The sequence below is a fragment of the Rhizobium sophoriradicis genome, assembly GCF_025200795.1.
GTDB classification, from domain to species: Bacteria; Pseudomonadota; Alphaproteobacteria; order Rhizobiales; family Rhizobiaceae; genus Rhizobium; species Rhizobium sophoriradicis.
In genome coordinates, this window is record NZ_CP104154.1 from 85,231 (window position 1) to 104,675 (window position 19,445).

The following is a 19,445-nucleotide window of genomic DNA, read 5'->3' on the forward strand; positions in this document are numbered from 1 at the left end:
GCTATCGATCGAGCTTGAACAGTGACATCGCGTTGGTACGGCCGATCTTCAGTCGGTCCGCTTCCGCGATCGTCGCGCCGTCGAACCAGTCTGCCGCATGGTCGATGTTCTCGAACGGCCAGTCAGCCGAGAACAGAATGCGGCCGGAACTGATTTCCAGCATCGCGTCGATCAGCGACTGGGTGCGGAAGTTGCCTGACGTGGTGATGTAGAAGTTCTCGTTGAAATAGTCGGCAATGCGCCGTTTAGCGGGGTAGCTCTTTTCGACCTTTACCCAGGCATTGCGGTTGTCGATGCGCCACATCATGTAAGGCAGCCCCTCGCCCATGTGGCCGACAATGATGCGCAGCGACGGATGCTCGTCGAACAGACCCGAACCCATCAGGCGCAGGGCATGGACTGCCGTCTCCTGCGCGAAGGCCCAGGTAGGCCCCATCAACCAGGAATGACCGGCATAAATGCGGCTGTCCTGCGGCAGCGGATTGCGCGGGTGCAGGTAGAAGGGAACATCGAGCTTCGCGACCTCTGCCCAGAACGGCCGATATTGCGGCAGGTCGTAATACAGCGGCGTCTGTCCATCTCCTTCCTGCGAGAAGCCGTTCACCAGTGCGCCGACAAAACCCATTGTCGTGACGCAGCGCCGCAATTCCTCTGCCGCTGCCTCCGGATCCTGCAGCGGCAGAGCTGCAAATCCGAGGAAGCGGTTTGGGTTCTTCGCGCATTGTTCCGCCAGGAAATCGTTCGCGCGGCGAGCGATGTCAATTGCATGCGCTTTATCAGGAATGGCCTGGACGGCCGGCGCGTTCAGGGACAGGATCATCTTCTCGATCCCGTAGTTGTCCATCAGCTTCAGACGTTTGTCCTGAATATCCAGAAGGCGGGCAGACAGTTCGGTCCAGTAGTCGCCCGGCACGAAGCCTGCCGAATCCTGCAACGTGTCGGGAATGGCGAAATGTTCTTCAAGTGCGATCTTACCTTGCACGATATGCTCTCTTTCTCTCGCTAAATCGGTGTTTATGCAGCGGTCAGTATTGGCCCTTGGGTGGAAGCCCGAGGAGCTGCTGGCCGACCATCGTGCCTACGGCGTCCCAGTTCATGGAGATGTGGCGTCCGACGGCGTTCGCATCCCGCCATGCTCGCTGCACGGGATTTGACATCTGCAGACCGAGCCCGCCCGTTGAAGCGTTCATGGCCTCGACCGCACGCAGCGCGAGGCCTACGCCGAATGATTGCGTGCGGCGCGCAAGAAGCCGGTCGTCATCGGTGATTTCAACCGTGCCGTCTTCGCGTCGCTGAGCGAGGTCCTGGGCGCGGGCGATGTCGCGCAGCATGATCTCGCGCGCCGCATCGATCGAGGCGGCTGCCTCGGCGACGCGGAGCTGGATCGTCGGAAACTCGGCGATCTTGTTGTTGCCGCCAGCGACAGCGCCGCGCGTCACGCGGCTGCCCATGTGGTCGAGATAGCTCGACAGCGCGCCCTTTGCAGCACCGACCGCCGTGCTGGCGAGGCAGAACGGGACACCCATCAGAAGCGGGATGTTGAACAGTCCAATTCCCTTGTAAAACCTACCGCCAGGCGTACGGCCCGTTGTGGCGTCCGGGAAGGTCAGGGTGCGGTATTCGGGAACGAAGACGTCGTTGAGGGTCAGGCTTTTCGAGCCAGTGCCGCCAAGCCCGACCACGTCCCAGGTCTCTGCTATCGCGTAATCGGTGGCAGGGACAAGGAGGAAGGCCGGAACCGGCCGCTCACCTTCACTGTGCGGCGGAAGGATCGCCGCACAAAGCGCCCACTGGGCATTCTCGCAACCACTTGCGAACGCCCAGTCACCGGACAGGCGAAATCCGTCTTTGACCCTTTCGGCCATGCGCACCGGCGCATAGGAGCCGCACAGCAGCGCATCGGGATTGGCGTTCCACACGTCCTCCTGGACCCGTTCGCGGAACATCGCCAGAAGCCACTGATGAGCCGACAAGAGGCCTGCGACCCAGCCGGTAGACGCACAGGCCGCCGATAGTTCAATATTGGCAGCGACCAGTTCTGCGAAAGAACCCTGCTCGCCACCAAAGCGTGCAGGCTTGACAATGTCGAAATACCCGACGCCGCGGAGCAGGTCGATATTGCGCGTGGGCACCCTGCCCGCCCTTTCCGTTTCGCGCGCACTGGCGCGAATCTCTTCGAGAACCGGGGCGATACGGTCTGCAAGACATGCTTTTTCTGCCCGCACCGGCGCGGGGAACAGGCCTGCTGTATTGGTCATGGGTTACCCTTTAGCTCTGGGATGTGGAAAGCGCGTGCCGCGGCGCGCAATAACTGGCGTTCTCGTACATCAGCGGCACGGTCGCCTCTGAAAGGCGGGTGTCGATTACCTGACCGATGAAAATCGTGTGGGTGCCATAGGGAACGGCGCCCATGCGGCGGCAAACGACCGAAGCATGGGCAGTTTCAAGCACCATCATGCCGCGTCCATGGCGCACCCATTCGCTCGAGTCGAAGCGAAGCTCCGGCGCAACCTTGCCGCTGAACCCTTCGGAAACCGCCACCTGGCGGTCGGTCAGCACGTTGACGGCAAATTCCGGGGCCTCGAGCAGCATGTCGTGCAGGTAGGTGCGATTGTTGAGACAGATGACCAGTGAAGGCGGCTCCATCGAAAGCGACGTCACGGCGGTGGCCGTCATTCCGTGGTCGGCGCCGTTGCGACACGCTGAAATCACCGTAACCGTGGCGGGAAATCTGCGCATGATGGAGCGGAACGCATCGCTGATCATTGGGTGTGCCAACGTGACCGCGGATTTTGGGGCGGCTGTCGGCACGACGCCGATGGAAGCTGTGGCAGACATGATTTCCTCCCGTGTCTCCTGGGCATAAATTATTGCATTTGCAACTATTGTCAACGCAAATTTATTCGGGTTGGAAAAAATACGGGGTATGGTCCGGTTTTCAGCGCCGTGAAAAGACGACCGTGTTGTCATCGCGGTCAATTGCGTGCATGTCGAAGACTGAACAAAGCAGGCGGAATCCCACCGGCAGATCAGGCACATGTATAAACTTACCGATTCCGTTCCATACCTTCTCAACCGCGCCGGCGTTCGAATTGCCGAAGTGTTCGCGCAGAGAATTTCCGAACATGACCTCACCGTCGCCATGTATCGGGTTCTGGCCATGCTCAAGGAGCGAAACGAGAGTACGCTGGGCGACCTTGCCGACGTCGTCTCGGTTGAGATCTCGACGCTGTCGCGCCTCGTCGGCACTCTGGCGAAACGCAAGCTCGTGTCCCGGACGCGGCCGGAAGACAATGGCCGTATAGTGATCGTGCGGCTTACCCCGCAGGGCGAGGCGCTGACCCAACAACTCATGCCGCTGGCGGTGGAGTTGGAACGAACCGCCGTTCAGGACATGTCCGACGAGGAGATCGAAGCGCTGAAGAAGGCGCTACGCCGGATGCACAGCAACCTGCCCGCCATCTCGACCAAAGGAAAAAGTGCGGAGCGGTAAGTTTGCAGTTGCAAATATTTTATTCGCAAGTATTTAATAGCGCCTAGTCGTTGCTTTGACATCGTCCGTGGAGGGGCGAGGTTCGGCGCTGGGAGGAACCATGCCGGCAACGATCCTGGAGGATTTGTACACGGATTGACGCCAACTTGCCGCAGGCGGAGCGTACTTCCTGTACTCGGAAGTATGGGGAGGAACCAATGGCCATACAAGATATTGCTATCGTCAAGGAAAGCGTGCGCAGCTCGAACATGATCGTCGCCCTTTGCGGCCTGTTGATCCTCTTCGATGGCTACGACTTGATTGTCTATGGCGCAGTCGCGCCAGCACTGCTCAGAGAGGCGAGCTGGGCGCTGACACCAGGCATGGTCGGACGCGCCGCCTCTATCACCCTGTTCGGCATGCTGCTCGGCGCGCTTGTCGCCGGAACGCTCGCCGACCGGATCGGTCGTCGCAAGGTCATCATCGGCAGCTTGCTGAGCTTTTCCGTCATGATGATTGGCAGCGGCTTCGCGCCGAGCTTCCTCGCCTTCGAGGGCACGCGCTTTCTCGCCGGTCTGGGTCTCGGCGCACTGTTCCCGACCGTCACCGCGCTGATCATTGAATTCTCTCCGCCGAAACGGAAGGCCATGGCCTATTCGATCACGCTCCTCGGCTATCTGATCGGCGGTATCCTGTCCGGCATTCTCGGTATCCTGCTGGTTCAGACCTATGGTTGGCGGCCACTGATGATCATCGGCGGCGCGCCGATCCTGCTCCTGCCGCTCTTCCTGCGCCTCATCCCTGAATCGCCCGAATGGCTGGCAAGCAAGGACCGTCAGGCCGAAGCCAACGAGATCGCTACCCAATTCGGCCTGCCCCGCCCGACCCCCGCCCTGCAGCGGACCGCCAGGCCGGCGTAAAGTCGCTGTTTTCCGAGGGTCGTCTTCTGCCGACGCTGAATGCCTGGGGCATCCACTTCTGTTCGCTTCTGCTGACCTTCGGCATGGTCAATTGGCTTCCGACCATCATGAACAAGATGGGCTACGACCTTGGCTCTGCGCTGCTGTTCTCGGTGACGCTCAATCTTGGCGCGGCGATCGGGCTGTTGATCGGCGCTAGGATCGCTGACCGAGGCAATGTCAAGTTGGTCGTCGCCGGCATGTTCGCGCTCGGTGCCTGCGCCATCTGGCTGCTGACGCAAGTCGATGAGGGCTTGCAGGTCTATGGACTCGTGGCGCTCGCTGGAACCGGCACCATCGGCACACAGATTCTTGCCAATGTTCTCGTCGGCAGTCTCTATCCGGTCGAAATCCGCGGCACGGGCCTTGGCTTCTCGCTTGGCATCGGCCGTATCGGCGGCATGATCGGCCCAGCCATCGGCGGCGCCGTGCTTGGCGCCGGTCTCGCCCCGCAATGGAACTTCTACATCTTCGCGGCGGTCGGCGCAGTAGGTTGCGTTCTTGCAGCCGCCACTCTGCTCTACTCAAGCAAGGCCCATTAAGACGGGTCGCCGGCAGGTCTCGATGTCAAAAAACCTGCCGGCATTTTTTCATGGGAGCTCGAGTTTCCAGGAATGGTCAACCGTCGGACCTCGGCTCAAATGACCGAGGCTTTTTTTCCGCAGCTCTAAAGACGCGCCTTATGACGACCCTTGTCCCTGTAGGATGTAGTTGCGCGTCGTTATTTTAGAACTGAAGGAAAAAATCCGAGCGGCTCGGCTAAAGGCGGCGGTTTCCGTAAACCGAGAACTGATGCTCCTCTTTTGAGCAATCCGCCGCGGCCCGCCATGGTGACCCAGCCTCGCCAGATCGGCTTGTCGCGGCGAGCTTACAGCCCCCTGCATTTCGGTCTCACGGCTGGCGTTGTACACGACGTCAATGCCCCGGACACGGATAAAAAAGGCCAAGCAAGTTCCTTCTGCGCATTTGGCTTGGCATTCATCCGGTTCAGCTCGCTCCGGATGGAAATTTGCCGTCGCAGCTGGCTGGTCTGCTGCGTTTCGCCATCCCCCAGGAACCATCAATTTCACAGTTTTCGCCACATCGCAGCCCAGCTGATCGCTGCAATGAATGTCGGTTCTGTCTAGCAGAGGTCGGTTTTCGACAAGCCGACGGTCGTAACGGAGGCGAGTGGAAACCGGGTGATCTGCTAGTCACATAAAGAAGGCGGCCCCAGAGCCGCAAGGTCACAAAGGCGCGTTCAGCGTCGTTAGCTTTACGGCATTGGCATCATGACTTGGCCTCTCGGACAGGTTCTATCGCGATGCCGATTTTAAAATTCAAAGGGAACGTCAGCACATAAACCTTGGAGGGATAAGCATGTCGACTGCGAACAGACTCCGCAGCATAGATCCGGCGGTATTCTGGCCGGCAATAGCAATAGCGGCCGGGTTCATCTCATGGGGAGCGGTGGCTCCGGAGAGCCTTGCCTCCGTCACCCAAGCTGCGCTTTCGGCGATTATCGGCGATTTCGGATGGGGCTTTGTTGTCTCGACCGCGTTCTTCCTGATCTTTGCCGGGTTCCTGGCGATCAGCCGTTTCGGCAAGATCAGGCTTGGGGCCGATGACGAGGTTCCGGAATTCCGGACGGCTTCGTGGGTCTGCATGATGTTCAGCGTCGGCATGGGCATCGGCTTGATGTTCTGGGGCGTTGCCGAGCCAGTTTTCCATTTTGGCGCACCTCCTCACGGTCTGGCGGCCGCGCAAAGCCGGGAAGCTGCGCTAGTCGCAATGAAATACTCCTACTTTCATTGGGCGCTGCACCCTTGGGCGATCTATGCCATTGTCGGGCTGGCGATCGCCTACTTCACCTACCGTAAGGGCTTGCCTATCCTGATATCGAGCGCATTCACCCCCCTGCTCGGTAGCGCCGTCAACGGACCGATCGGTAAGACGATCGATATTCTCGCCGTTATAGCCACGCTGTTCGGCACGGCGACATCGCTTCGGCCTTGGCGCCCAACAGATCAACAGCGGTCTGAATTTTCTTTGGGGAATCGGTGAGGGGACGGGAGTGGCCCTTGCGATCATCGCGGTGTTGTCGGTGCTATTTATCCTTTCGGCAGTTTCCGGGGTGGGCAAGGGCGTTCAGTTCCTGAGCAACATGAACATGGTGATCGCGGCCGTGCTGCTACTGTTCCTAGCCATCGTCGGGCCGACCATCTTCATCCTCAACACCTTCACCGAGGCGCTTGGCGACTATCTATCCGATCTCGTCACCATGTCGTTCCGCACCGCCGCCTTCAGCGACGTTAAATGGTTGGGCAGCTGGACAATCTTCTACTGGGCTTGGTGGGTTTCCTGGGCGCCTTTCGTAGGGGTCTTCATTGCACGCATCTCCAAGGGGCGTACGATCCGTGAATTCATCATCGGCGTTCTGCTCATTCCGAGCGGCGTAACCTTCCTCTGGTTCACGATCATGGGTGGCACAGCGCTACATTCCGAACTGATGGGAGCCGGCGGCCTCGTCGAGGCCGTCAACACCAAGGGGGCCGCCATCTCGCTGTTTGCCCTGCTTGAACAATATCCTGCAACCGCGCTCACCTCATTCGTCGCGATCTTCCTTGTCGCCATCTTCTTTAGGGCGCGGATGCCGCCTCGATAGTGATGGGCATGCTCTCGTCTCGCGGCACGCTTGAGCCCGCACGCGGCGTCGTCGTGCTGTGGGGTGGCCTCGCCGGAGCGTCGGCCTGTGTGCTGCTGGTGATGGGAGGCTTGCAGGGCTTGCAGACCGCGTCGATTATCGCCGCAGCACCCTTCCTCGTCGTGATGGTCGGACTATGCGTCTCGCTATGGACGGCACTGCTGAACGACCTCGAAGACCGGCCTGAGCCACTCTCTCCCCTTTCCGAAGGTCCGCAATTGGCCACATCAACTGCTGAATAGATCACGAGTCTCCCCATCCAGCGCCAATAAACCGCACCTGGTGAAATTCAGGTGCGGCTTTGACGTGGGAGTGTACGGCCGCATAATCGAGTTTGAAGCAGAAACGCACGATGCGAGGCCCATGGTTGCAACCCTTAGCCGGCGAACCCCGCGTCGGACACCGTAACGACAACTACATCGAACGGGCTTGATGTCGGTAGTACCCGGCTATTGCCCTTCGCAGTATGGGCGGCTCCGGCTCGTATCACCGGCTAAGCGTTTGCTTGATGCTGGATCCCGCGGCGCTGGATCCCTTGGCGTCTCTGCGCCGCTGCGGCCTTCTAAAGGGTTCCGTCTCGCTATATAGGCTTCCGGACGTCTCGCATTCCGGCCAGCCGCCGGACCTCAAGCTTTCCGACTTCCCATGATGACGGGCAATAGACGTTCACCTCGATGTAAGCACTCTTGTTGCATTCTTGGCAGACAAACCTCAGGCGGCTCAAGGTGGTGTTCCTATGGAGCTTAAGAATGTCATCCGGCAGAAACCGACGTGTAATATTGCAAAGCCCGCAGCGGATAACCAGTAGGTGTCCTACTTGCCGTGCCTCCTCCAACGACCAGCGCGACAGCTTCTTCGATATGTTCATTTCCGGCATTATCGGTCTCGATCGTAGCTCGGGCCAACCGCGGGCTCATAGCGCCTTCTGTCAGTGCCAACTGCCGACGCAGGTGGCGGATGTCGTCCAGCACTTTGCTCTTGCTGCTGGCATATCGCCCCTGTGATAGCGATTACTCGAGCCCTTCGTCTTCCACGACTTTGCCGGTCGGCTGCTCGCGCATATCCGTGCTCTATACATTCGTTTTCAGATTGGCGGCCGCCTCGCCGATGTTCCTATTATGTTCACATTGCGTGATGAGTCAATAATCAATCTTGGTCAATCCCTTTTGAAGGTGTTGCTGATGTCATAGCGGCATGACAAAGCGCGTCAGCGCAAAGACAACAAGAGCCGCGCTCTCATCAAGCCGGGCGTGTAATCATGAGCCAGATAATTGCCAGGACCGCAGCGAAAGCCGGAAAGCCGAAACAGAACCAGGTCCAAAATAGCTTGTGATAGCGCGCCGGCAGCGGCTCACCCTTCACCACTGCTTGCTTCGCGATATTGCGCATCTCCATCTGCATCCAAACGACCGGCAACCAAAAGGCGCCCGTGACCAGATAGAGGATGATCGACCAAAATATCCAACGATCCCAAAGGGAATAACCGACATGCCAGGCCAGCGCTATGCCGGTGATCGGCTGAACGATCACGGCCGTTGTCGTGAAGACGAAATCCGCAAGCACCACGATCCGCGCGACGGCGGCTACGGTGATCGCATTGCCGGTGCGATGCGCCACCAACATAAAGAAGGCGATCCCCGCGCCGGTGCCGAGAAGAACAGCGGCGCCGATGATATGCAGGAATTTCAGTACGAAATAGATCATCGCTCCTCCAGAATCGCCAGAGCGACCAAGTGTAGCACGAGGATCGGCCATATCTTGGTCAGCGGGCCGAGGGGCTCATTCCACAACTCCGGCAATATTGCCGTGCCGGCTGCTGCATAGAAGAGTGATAGCAGGACAGCTGCGTAGAGGCCCCAACGCGCTGTGCGGCGCAAAGCGATAGCGCATCCGACCACGATGTCTGCAAGAGCTCCGGCAACCACGCTTGGTGCCGCGAGCCAACCTGCGCCGCCCGCCAGCATCAGTTCGACGCCCTCCTCGAAACCCGACGTCAGCGAAATTATCCCGGTCGCTATCCAGAAGAGTGGCAGCAGCAGAAAAATGACCGGCTTCAGAAAGTAGAGTTTGGCAAACCAACGCTCCTGGACCGAAACAGGGCGACGCGCCAAAGCATCGTCCAACGATAACGGCCGGATTCCGGTAGCGGCGGTCCAATCCGTTGGATCGCCCACGGCGCCGCGGACGATCTCCCTTGCGGCGGTGCTTCGAACCGGCGGCCGCCATCCCAGCAATCCTGCGATATCGCCGAGCCGATAGAGAAGGCTGGCGAGCGGGCGGGGCAGCAGATAGCGCTTGGCGGGAGGCCAGCCAAGCCATCTCCGGTACCGCGCTACAATCTCGTCGAAATCAAGCGGTTGCGGGCCGACGATTTCAAGCGAGAGTTTCGATGGGTCTGCTTTGTCGACAAAACGAAGGACGGTCTCCGTGACGTCCTCGAGCTGCACCACCTGAAGTTTCCCGGTCGACGGCATCGCCGGCAGAACCGGCAGAGCGGCAAGTCCCCGGAACAATGCACTGGAACCGAACGCGGCGTCCCCAAGGATCACGGCGGGACGCAGGATCACCCAATCGAGATTCGTCTCCATCAGAGCCATGTCGCCGGAAAGCTTCGTGCGTGAGAACGCTGACGGCTGCTGCCGATCCACCCCGATCGCCGAGAAATGAATAATTCGGCGTACACCGGATTGCTCGCATGCACTGAACAAGGCTCGCGGTCCCTGCGCGTGGACGGCCGTCATGTTGTGCCTCATTCCGTCCTGCAGCGCCCCGGCGCAGTTGACGACCGCATCTATTCCTTCGAGGTGAGGCAGCCAGTCAGAGGGTTCAACCGCCTTTGCTATGTCGACTTCAACCCAGGTGCCGAGCCCTCCATCGGGCTGTTTGCCAGGACGAACCGCGCTGATGACATTATGTCCGCCCGTCGCCAGCCCGGCGCAGACGGCGCTACCAACCAGCCCTGTCGCTCCGATAACCAGAATCTTCATGCTTGCGGGCCTTCTCGCTCAACAGACCCGAACTTGTGCGGACAAATTTCGTTCCAGTGCCAGCCTAACCGCACCCCACATGGCGTCCGCCTCGACATCCGCATTCGCCATGAACGGTTGCGGCTTGTTTCGGCGTAAATCTCCAGGTGCCAATGCCATTGCGATCACTGAAGCCGCCATGAACCAGGTGAGTGCCACGCGGTGGATTGTCAACGAATGACGCGTTTCCCTGCGCCTCGATCTCTCGGATCGGCGTTTTTGCGATCGACTGAACATTCAGACGCGATGGCCTGCCTTGTCGGGCGCCCCGGACAAATTATAGTCCCCTCGCCTTGAAGGGTAGTCGAACCAACTGGCTCAGGTGGTCTTGAGCGTACCGTTCATCCCTTCCGGATAGAAGCCGCCCTTGCTCACTCCGTCCTTGTCGGTGAGGTAGACGATCCGCAGCACCTCCTGCGGCGTTCTGGTGAACGCGATCGCATCGGGCGTCGAGGGAACGATGTTGGCTTTTCCGTCCGCCTGAATCCCCTGGTCCTTGTCGTCTGACCCGTCGATTTTGTCTCGCGCATCGGAGACAGCGTTGGCGGCCTTCCAGGCTTCCTCTCCCTTTCGGTATAGCGTAGATCGCGCCATTCCCATGTGATAGGCCTCGACCGCCAGGATGCCTGCGGCTGCGGCGAGGAAGTCCTTGTTTTTCAGAACTGTCGCCGCACCGGCATAGGCGGTGACGCCGACATCCTCGAACAACATCCCGCCGAGAACGAAGTTCGTCTCGTTGCCGAAGGGGTCGAAATCCGGCCCGAGGCCTGCTGCTTGCGCGACGGCTTTGAAGCCCGCATCGAAATCGATGGCCGGCCGGTCAACCGCGTCGGTTCCAAGCGTCTTGCGGTAGAAGCGGACGTGCGCGAGTTCATTTTCCGCCACTTCCTGCATGAATTCGCCGATGGCGGGCGTCTCGAACGAGACTTGCTTTCCACCAACGACGTCGCCGGGTTTCGAACCGGCATCGGCTGCGTCGATGCCCTTTCCGGTGGTGCCGCGCAGGTAGTATTCAGCCTCCATATATTCGAGGTTGAGCGCAAAACGGAAAATGTCCTCGACCGATATGTCCTGTGCCAATACCGGAGAAGGCCGCGCGATTCCGCTCAGTGCCGCTCCGGCACCGAGTACGATAAGTCCCTGAAGCGACTGACGCCGGGATAGGTGAAGTGCGCCGTGCATGGCGGTCTCCTATGTTTGTTGATTCAACACCGCTGTCAGCACCGCGGCACCGAATGCATTTGCCTGACGATTAGATGGTCCGGGCCGCCAAAATATTCCCGCGTCCCGCTACAAAGGCCCTGCGAAAGGAGCCGGCGTAATCTCGGCGTGGACGGCGTCTACCTGCGCTCAGTTGCCGCGTTCAACAGATCCTTTGGAACCAAGGATTGCGAGCCGAGCGAGGACTGATTGCGCGAGGCGGTCGCAACGAGCGCCGGCGAAGAGAAACGTATCCGTGAACACGGTTGCGAGCTTGTCCTCCAGCGCCTCGCGGAGCAGCCGGCGTGCGCGATAAAGACGGGTGCTCACTGTCTGAGGTCGCAATGCCAAAAGAAAAGCGGTTTCCTCAATGCTCATTTCCTCGACGTCCCGCATGACAAAGACGATGCGAAACGGCTCCGGCAAGTCACCGACGGCTCGCTCCAGGAGGCCGCGGATTCCAGCGAGAGCGGCCGCCTCTTCGGGATCAGGCTTGTGTGCGCTGAACGGAGCGACCATGCCTTCGATGACTTTCGCGTCCACGGTGGGTCGCCTTTTCCGGCGGCGTCCCAGCGCCTCGTTCAGCGCGATCCGGGTGAGCCAGGTCGACAGCCGCGCCTCCGCGCGGAATTCGGCCAGATGGGTGAAGGCGTGGATATAGGTCTCCTGAAGTACGTCCTCCGCCTCGGTGTCGTCATTCAGGATGGCGCGGGCGACCCGGTGAAGCCGCTGATTGTGACGCTTGATGATCAGCCAGAATGCGGCGGAGTCTCGATGTCGCGCGTGTTCAACCAGCCCCGCGTCGTCAAGGTCCTCGATTCTCACTGCCTCGGTGGATCCGCTCGGCTTCATCATAGGCGCTCCAGATGCATCAGCTTACTATGAGATAAGCGTATTCCTGCTTTTCGGTCTGCGGCCAGGTGGAGACTTGGGACTCTAGCGGACCAGAGGCCTGCTGACCAAGTAAATCGGCGCGGAGCAGTTCCATCTTCTGGTTTCGGTGCAACTGAGACTAACAGAGTGGTCGCCGGCGATATCTGCTTTCAGAAGCCGTAAAAGGTATAAGCCGCTGTTTTCTCGTTGGTTTGTTGTTTGCTTGTCATTGGAGCTTGGCGACAGTATCGCGGTACGGACTACCGTTCTCGATTTCGCTTGCCTGCCGAGACGGCGCCCACGTCCCAGTCGCGCAGTGCTTCGCAGACTTCCACTCTGGTGGGTGCGCCGATGCGTCCGCCGAACTTCCGGCATTTCAGAGCCGCCGCCATCGATGACAATCGCATCGCTTCTTCGATCGGCATGTTTTCCGCAATCGCCAGCGCAAAAGCGCCATGGAAGATGTCGCCCGCCGCAAGCGTATCGATCGCTCTTACCTTCGGAGCGACAAGACGACGGATGTCGCCGCTTGCATCATCGAACCACAGCGAACCGTTCTCGCCAGCCGTGACACTGATGAAGGCATGTGCGAATTTCCGCTTCAGAAGGCCGACGGTGCCGACGAGATCAGCGGTCCCGGCAAGCCGCTCGGCTGCAGGCTGCGAAAAGATGATGTGGCTGGCCGCCGGCGCCAGCATCTCGATGACGCCCTCGCCCGCAACGTCGCCGTCGAGAATGGCCGGCTTGGCAGCCTTGCCGGCCGCGATCAGCGTCCGCAGCGCAAGCTTCGGCCACCGGACGTCGACAAGCACGGCGTCGAAGGCAGAAATCTCCTGCTCGGTGACCGGCCTGACCGTATCGTGCAGCCGCGCATCGTAAAAGGGCACGATCAAGCGCTCGCCCTCATCATCGATGAGGATCGTCGAGACGGCCGAGCCGGCGCCCTGCACAACCGTCATGCCGCTCGTGTCTATGTCGCTATCGCCGAGATCGGAGATGATGCGTTCGCCTGTGGCATCGTCGCCAACCGCGCCCCAGAGGCTGGCATGGCCGCCAAGCCGGGCGACGGCGAATGCCGCGCTCGACGCCATGCCTTCGGCGACCTGCATCATCTCGTAAGGCAGGATCTTGCCCTGGCCCGTGGGCAGCGAGTGCACGCGGAAGAGGGTATCGAGAACCGCCGCGCCGACGCATAGGACGCGGCGCGCCGGATTGGGCGGCAGGTCGAAGCCAGAGGAAGTCATCGACGGTCGCCTCGCCCGTTCATTTGACGGCGCCGGCCGTTAGCCCCGCCACGATCTGCCGTTGCGCAAACACGGTCAAGATCAGCACAGGCAAGGTGACGATCAACGCCGCCGCTGCAAGCGGCCCCCAACTGACCTGTTCGAAGGAGAGCATGTTGTAGACGGCGACGGGGAGTGTGCGCGTCTCGCGGCTGGCGAGCACGATGCCGAAGACGAAATTGTTCCACGAGAAGATGACCGACAGGATGAAGGCGACGACGATTCCGGGTCTTGCGATCGGCAGGGCGACAAGGCGGAAAACCTGCCACGGCGTGGCGCCGTCGATGCTCGCCGCCTCTTCCAGCTCCATCGGCGTCGTCTCGAAATAGCCGATCATGATCCAGACGACGATCGGCACGGTGACCACGAGGTGGATGATGATCTGCGGCATCAGCGTGCCGAGCAGGTTCAGCCACTGGAACAGCAGGAAGAGCGGAATAAGGAAGGACAGGCCCGGCGTCATGCGCGCGATCATGATGACCATGGCGGACTTCTCGGCCTTCAGTCGCGCGATGCCGTAGCCCGCCGGCACGCCGATCAGCAGCGCCAGAAGCGTGGCCGATCCCGTCACCAGCACTGAATTCCAGAGATAGAGGAAGAAATTGTTCTCCTCGAAGACCTTCAGATAGTTCGTCCAGGCGAAACGCTCCGGAACGAAGATCGGTGGATAGGCGCCGTTGTCGATCTCGTATTTCAGCGACAGCGAGATCATCCAAAGGAAAAACAGGACGACCGGCGAGATCATCACCAGCGCGACGAACAGCAGTCCGATGCGATCGAGCGTCTTGCGCTTCATCAGCGTGCCTCCCCGTCGGACCAGTTCACGCGCTGCCGGATCATCATAAGGACGAAGGAGAGCAGGACGATGAGGATGAAGAAGACGACCGCCATGGCCGAGCCGTAGCCGATGTCGTAATAGGCGAAGGCGGTGTTGTAGAGATAGATGTTGATCGTTTCAGACGCCGTGCCCGGGCCGCCCTGGGTCATGGCGTAGATAATGTCGAAGCTTTTCACGGCATCGATGCTGCGGATGATCGCCGCAATCATCAGGAATGGCGCGATCATCGGCAGCGTCAGATAGCGGAATTTCTGCCAGACATTGGCGCCGTCGATCTCCGCACTTTCATAAGGTTCGCGCGGAACCGCCGCCAGGCCGCCGAGCACGATCAGCATGACGAGCGGCGTCCACTGCCAGCTCTCGACCAGAACCAGCGAGGGAATGACGCTGCTCTGATTGTAGATCCATTCCTGCGGGCCGATGCCGACGAAGGAGAGGAGATAGTTGAGCACGCCGAGCTGCGGGTGGTACATCATCGTCCAGACGAGCGCGATGGCGACCGGGGTCGCCATCATCGGCATCACGAATATGCCGCGGATAACACCGCGGAGCGGAAATTGGGCATCGAAGATCAGCGCGGCGAGCGTGCCCAAAAACAGGGGGACGACCACGGAGAGCGTCGTATAGAGCACCGTGTGCCACAGCGACTCCCAGAAGCGCATGTCGGTAGCAAGACGGACATAATTGTCGAGCCCCGCAAAGACCTGCGACTGACCGAGCGTCCAGCTGTTGACGCTCATCCACACCGTAAACACCCATGGAAAGACGATGACGGCTGATATGACGATGAGCGCCGGGATGACGAAGGGCCAGTAGTTGGGAGCAAACCGGTCCGGTTTGCTCCCGCCTTTCGGCGCCTTGGCCACTGCGGCCGTTTCGATGCTTGCCGAGGCCATTATCCCTCGCTTTTCGCCAGGACGGGTTCGAACTGCGCCGTCGCCGCCTTCAGTTCGGCTTCAGGATCGGCGCCGCCGATCATGTTGGTGAGGCCGACGCCATAGATATCACGGAACTCGGTGACCGGAATGATGACCGGCAGGGCGAGCTGCGAGATCTTGCCGGAGCCGACGACGGCATCGAGCCAGGCGGCCGGCATCTTGACGCCTTCGCGGACCTTGGCATCCTCGAGCACGGACTGGCGGAACGGAACGCCGGCGCCGGCCTGCAGCAAGCGGGCGCCCATTTCATGGGAAATCGCCCATTGGCAGAAGAGATAGGCGGCTTCCTTCTTCTGGCTTGCCGCGACGACGCCGAGCCCGTCGCCAAAGGTGCCTGCGGCCTGTGCCTTCGGACCCTTCGGCATGATGCCGTAGCCGACCTGGCCGACGACGCGCGACTTTTCCGGGTTCTCGATCGGCGGCGCAAAACCGACGCCATCGAGCCACATGCCGATCTTGCCCTGCAGGAAAGCCGACTGCGCCTCGGCCCAGTTGAAGCCGGAGACGCCGGGAGGGGCGGTCTTGGTCATCAGCTTCTGGTAAAGCTTGGCCGCATCGATAGCGTCCGGCGATGTCGTGCGCAGCTTGCCGTCGGGACCGAGCGGGCTCGAGCCATAGCCGAGCAGCAGCGACGTCCAGACCGGCGTATTGGCGTTCTTCAGGCCGCGGGCTACGAAGCCGTAGGTGTTGGTCGAGGGATCGGTCAGCGCTTCGGCAGCACTTGCCAGCTCTTCGAAGCTGGTCGGGTAGGCCAGGCCCTTCTTCTCGAATAGCGTCTTGTTCCAGTAGATGATCCAGTAATCGACCGAGAAGGGGAGAGAGCGCAGCACGCCGTCACCGTCCTTGGCGAAGGCAAGCCCGGCTTCAGCGAAATCACTTTCCACGAGCGACGGATCGGTCAGCGCGGGATCCTTGAGGAAGCCGCTGATATCGGCAAGCCAGCCGCCTTTTTCGAACTGCCGCTTCTGGACGTGGTAGCTCATGTGGACCACGTCGAAGCTCGGCTTGCCGGAGCTGAGCTCGATCGTCGTCTTCTGGCGCTGCTGCTGTTCGGGCGTCGCTTCGGCATTGACCTTGATGCCGGTGAGCTCCTCGAATTCGGGCAGGTACTTCAGAAGGATTTCGCTGCGCGGGCTCTTGACCAGGTTGACTTCGAGCGTGGTGCCGGTGAAGCGCTTCCAATCGACGGCAGCGGCGGCCGGGCGCATGCCGAGCATGCTGCTGGCCCCAAGCGCGGCAGTCCCCGCCAGAAAACCGCGGCGTGTCGGATTGAAGAATGATGGCATGTTGATCCTCCTCCTGTTGCCGGCGATCTCCTCATCCCCGGCTGTTCATTCCCGATTATATCCTGAGCGCACGATCCCTTGCATGATTGATATGTGCGACAAGGCTGTTGACGGCGTCCTCCGCCGATCGTCGTTCGATTGCCTCGAGCACTTTCAGATGCTCGCCCATAACGGGTCCGACGTGACCGTCGATGCGAAAGCGATCCTGGCTGATCAGGCGCATCTTGATCGAATTCACGCGGTAGGCGTTCGAAATAATGGTATTTCCCAGGGCATCGATAAAGGCATCGTGCATGCCCCAATCGACGGCCTGGGCACGCAGCTCCAATTCGTGCGAGCCATCGCCGTTTCGGATGGCCTCGGCAATATCTCGATGCTGCTTCAACAGCCTGGCGATCGTCTCGTCCGACGCTGACCGGGTGAAGAGCGCCACGGCCTCTTTCTCCAGGAACACGCGCAGCTGGAAGGCTTCGCGAATGAGGTTCAAATCGATGTGAGCGATCTGCAAGCCCCGCTGCGGCACCGTCTTGATCAGCCCCTCGGCTTCAAGCCTCGGGATGAGCTCGCGGATGGCGCCGAGCGTCAGTCCCGTCAATTCCACGAGACGGCGCTGCGAAACGAACTGGCCGGGACGCACGTCACGCGCAAGCAGGTGGCGCGTGAAACTTGCATAGGCCTTTTCCCGCAGCGTCGGCTGCTCGTCCGTTCCGTCCATCGCCTCCTCCAGCAACATGTCCGACCTACGCGGCTTTCGACCGGAAAAGATCGTCGAAAGCGCGGGCGAGCTGGGCCTGCCCCTCCCCCGATATTGAAACGAGCGGCGGACGAACCGCAAGCCAGATCTCATCCGATGTCTGATGTGCCACCATGGCTTTCACGGCTGGGACGACCGGAAATTTGAGCAGTTCGTCCACGAATGCCTCGATGCGGGGGTCGTCCTTGCCGTCTTCGGCCATCAGCTTGACGTCGCGGGGTACGAAATTCGCCATGCCAGAGATCGCCCCCTGGCCGCCAAGCCGAACGCCTCTGGCGAGATGGCGTTCGTCGCCGATCAGGATGATGAGGTCGCCATGCGCCTTGAGCAGGCTTTCCGTGAACGGCCAGTCGCCGGAAGAATCCTTGACGCCTGTGACGATGTTCGGAAAGGCAGTCCGCAAGCGGCCAATCAGCGACACCGTCAGCGGGACCATGGTGATCGAGGGAATATTGTAGACGATGATGTCCCGCGCCTGATCGCCCAGCATGGCGAAGACCGCTGAAAACCACTGGAACACGCCCTCGTCGCCGACGTTTTTGAAATAGGACGGCGGAGCCAGAAGGATGTTCCTCGCTCCGAGCGAAAGGGCATGACCCGCCTGTATCGCCGCATCCTCCACTGAGTCGACCAGCACGCCGACGATGATGTCCTCTGCGACAATGCCTGCGTCGAGGAAGTCCGCGAGCACGCGCTCGCGTTCCCGACTTCCGATGGACGAGCCCTCGCCCGTCGTGCCGAACAGCGTCACGCTGGCGCAGCCAGCAGCCAGGCACCGTTGCCCCTGCGCAATCATTGCCTCGGGGGCGATATCGCTATTGCCGTCAAACGGCGTGGCAAGGGCGACAGACAGCCCGAATTTTGTTGGCAATATCATTCCTCCCCATCTAGTGGATCAGGCTTAGCAGACTAACATGTTAGTTGTAAAGACCTGGTGGTGGGACTTAGGGAGCAATGGCAAACAATCCTTCAGTAAAGCCGCTCTGCAGGGTCCGTGCCGCTCTCCTGTGCGCTAACTTGGCGCCAACGCCGTTGCGTGTCGGCCAAAGGGCGCCCTAGGACGTTCTTTCGATTTCGCAGTAGACAATGCTGCGATTTGAGCCGGACCATACCGACACCTTCACATCCGCCCCAGTCACGCTTTCACCTGCGATCAACCCCATCTCGTGTTCTGACCGCAACAGCAGCGCCCAGTTCATGAATGTCTCCATGTAACCATCGACATCCGTTGCCGGTGAGAAGTTGGCGAAGAGGAACGTGCCGCCGGGCTTAAGCATGCCGACGCACTTCCTGGTCAGTTTGACGGCGACCGCGTCCGGCAAATAGTCATAGAGACCGGCGGCGTAGACGAAATCGAACATTCCGAGCGCATGCCTTCCACCGAGCAGGGATTTGACCGACCCGTTCACAGCCTCGACAGGCGTACCGGCGAAATCGCGGGCTACGGTTCCGACGCTCATTGGGTCCTGATCCAAAGCCACCCAGCGTTTGATCGCGCCGGCGCCGAGCGCGCGCGACAAAGGCGCTTCCCGAAGATGCCCCGACGCAATGGCCAGGATCTCGGTGGAGCCCGGCCGAACCGAAGCGATTTCGTCGACGCGGCGCGCCAGAATATCTCGACGCTCCCTTACCGCTAGGGATGACGAAGCGTTTCGGGTATAGGCGTAGATCGAACGTCCCAACTTGCTCGATGATGCGACTGCGTCCTCGATCTCAGGCCTGCCGTAGATGAAGTCGAGAAGACGTGCGTCGCCAGAATAGCCGCGCGGCTTTTCAAACGACCAGCGGGTCAATGGATCCTGATGCAGATAGTCGGCAACCGGATGAGATTGCGCGATCGGAACGATGACGTCCCACACGTCGGGGTGAAAGCGGCGCCGCAACTGATGCAGGGCGTCGGTGAGACGCTGGATTATCGCACCAGGCTCGACGCCGGATTTGAACTGACGGATCGACAGGTCAAGGCTGAGGGCAAGCTCGGCTTTGGCAACAATAAGGTCGCCGGGCTTTGGCGCGGCAAACCTCCTCGTTGCCTGACGAATTTCACCGGGCGCCACAAGACTTTCACCATCCAAGACAAGACTTCGTGCCATTTCGAGACTCCTTGACCTAGCGTTAAGCATAATCAACCTC

15 protein-coding genes and 2 pseudogenes are annotated in these 19,445 nt (G+C 60.3%); 3 read left to right on the forward strand and 14 right to left on the reverse strand.

Features of this window, described 5'->3' with window-relative positions; translation table 11 throughout:
• Window position 1: 1 nt before the first annotated feature.
• The 3 genes from tsdA to N2597_RS25980 are packed head-to-tail and all read right to left on the reverse strand — an operon-like array spanning window position 2 to window position 2,838.
• On the reverse strand, window positions 2-982 hold the full coding sequence (gene tsdA, locus N2597_RS25970; RefSeq protein WP_183602002.1) for a gamma-resorcylate decarboxylase: 981 nt from the start codon (window positions 980-982) through the stop codon (window positions 2-4).
• Between the two features lie 43 nt (window positions 983-1,025).
• Window positions 1,026-2,258 (reverse strand): acyl-CoA dehydrogenase family protein, encoded by a 1,233-nt coding sequence (locus tag N2597_RS25975; RefSeq protein WP_096769998.1) that lies wholly within the window; start codon window positions 2,256-2,258, stop codon window positions 1,026-1,028.
• Between the two features lie 10 nt (window positions 2,259-2,268).
• On the reverse strand, window positions 2,269-2,838 hold the full coding sequence (locus tag N2597_RS25980) for a flavin reductase family protein (protein WP_040112067.1): 570 nt from the start codon (window positions 2,836-2,838) through the stop codon (window positions 2,269-2,271).
• Window positions 2,839-3,037: 199 nt separating this feature from the next.
• Here N2597_RS25980 and N2597_RS25985 point away from each other — a divergent pair, with 199 nt between their 5' ends.
• The 3 genes and pseudogenes from N2597_RS25985 (at window position 3,038) to N2597_RS25995 (ending at window position 7,356) form a co-directional block, all read left to right on the forward strand.
• The gene (locus N2597_RS25985; RefSeq protein ID WP_040112066.1) at window positions 3,038-3,493 is read left to right on the forward strand and encodes a MarR family winged helix-turn-helix transcriptional regulator; all 456 of its coding nucleotides are present in this window, start codon (window positions 3,038-3,040) and stop codon (window positions 3,491-3,493) included.
• 197 nt (window positions 3,494-3,690) lie between these two features.
• Window positions 3,691-4,973: pseudogene (locus N2597_RS25990) on the forward strand (MFS transporter).
• Between the two features lie 817 nt (window positions 4,974-5,790).
• Window positions 5,791-7,356 (forward strand): annotated as a pseudogene (locus N2597_RS25995) (BCCT family transporter).
• Window positions 7,357-8,353: 997 nt separating this feature from the next.
• On the opposite strand, the gene N2597_RS26000 reads toward N2597_RS25995, so the two are convergent.
• The 11 genes from N2597_RS26000 to N2597_RS26050 all read right to left on the reverse strand — a co-directional run bounded on the left by N2597_RS26000 (window position 8,354) and on the right by N2597_RS26050 (window position 19,405).
• Window positions 8,354-8,818, reverse strand: a complete 465-nt coding sequence (locus N2597_RS26000; protein ID WP_040112063.1) for a DUF2269 family protein — start codon at window positions 8,816-8,818, stop codon at window positions 8,354-8,356.
• Complete coding sequence (locus N2597_RS26005) at window positions 8,815-10,101, reverse strand: SDR family oxidoreductase (protein ID WP_086156601.1); 1,287 nt, start codon at window positions 10,099-10,101, stop codon at window positions 8,815-8,817. Before N2597_RS26005 ends, N2597_RS26000 begins: the two co-directional genes overlap by 4 nt.
• A gap of 357 nt (window positions 10,102-10,458) precedes the next feature.
• Window positions 10,459-11,322 carry a ferritin-like domain-containing protein gene (locus N2597_RS26010; RefSeq protein WP_406549916.1) on the reverse strand — a complete coding sequence of 288 codons (864 nt, stop codon included), beginning with the start codon at window positions 11,320-11,322 and terminating at the stop codon, window positions 10,459-10,461.
• 168 nt (window positions 11,323-11,490) lie between these two features.
• Entirely contained in the window at window positions 11,491-12,195 is a 705-nt protein-coding gene (locus tag N2597_RS26015; protein WP_096762473.1) for an RNA polymerase sigma factor, read from the reverse strand.
• Between the two features lie 278 nt (window positions 12,196-12,473).
• The gene (locus tag N2597_RS26020) at window positions 12,474-13,457 is read right to left on the reverse strand and encodes a sugar kinase (RefSeq protein ID WP_096762472.1); all 984 of its coding nucleotides are present in this window, start codon (window positions 13,455-13,457) and stop codon (window positions 12,474-12,476) included.
• Between the two features lie 19 nt (window positions 13,458-13,476).
• Window positions 13,477-14,292, reverse strand: coding sequence for a carbohydrate ABC transporter permease (locus N2597_RS26025; protein ID WP_040112059.1), 816 nt, complete (start codon window positions 14,290-14,292; stop codon window positions 13,477-13,479).
• The gene (locus tag N2597_RS26030; RefSeq protein WP_096762471.1) at window positions 14,292-15,230 is read right to left on the reverse strand and encodes a carbohydrate ABC transporter permease; all 939 of its coding nucleotides are present in this window, start codon (window positions 15,228-15,230) and stop codon (window positions 14,292-14,294) included. The genes N2597_RS26025 and N2597_RS26030 overlap by 1 nt, the downstream gene beginning before the upstream one ends.
• Window positions 15,230-16,558 (reverse strand): ABC transporter substrate-binding protein, encoded by a 1,329-nt coding sequence (locus N2597_RS26035; RefSeq protein ID WP_096762470.1) that lies wholly within the window; start codon window positions 16,556-16,558, stop codon window positions 15,230-15,232. The genes N2597_RS26030 and N2597_RS26035 overlap by 1 nt, the downstream gene beginning before the upstream one ends.
• Window positions 16,559-16,613: 55 nt before the next feature.
• Window positions 16,614-17,291 (reverse strand): GntR family transcriptional regulator, encoded by a 678-nt coding sequence (locus N2597_RS26040; RefSeq protein ID WP_179363806.1) that lies wholly within the window; start codon window positions 17,289-17,291, stop codon window positions 16,614-16,616.
• A gap of 7 nt (window positions 17,292-17,298) precedes the next feature.
• Window positions 17,299-18,183 (reverse strand): dihydrodipicolinate synthase family protein, encoded by an 885-nt coding sequence (locus N2597_RS26045; RefSeq protein WP_096762522.1) that lies wholly within the window; start codon window positions 18,181-18,183, stop codon window positions 17,299-17,301.
• Between the two features lie 184 nt (window positions 18,184-18,367).
• Window positions 18,368-19,405, reverse strand: a complete 1,038-nt coding sequence (locus tag N2597_RS26050) for a class I SAM-dependent methyltransferase (RefSeq protein ID WP_077989839.1) — start codon at window positions 19,403-19,405, stop codon at window positions 18,368-18,370.
• Window positions 19,406-19,445 lie beyond the last annotated feature (40 nt).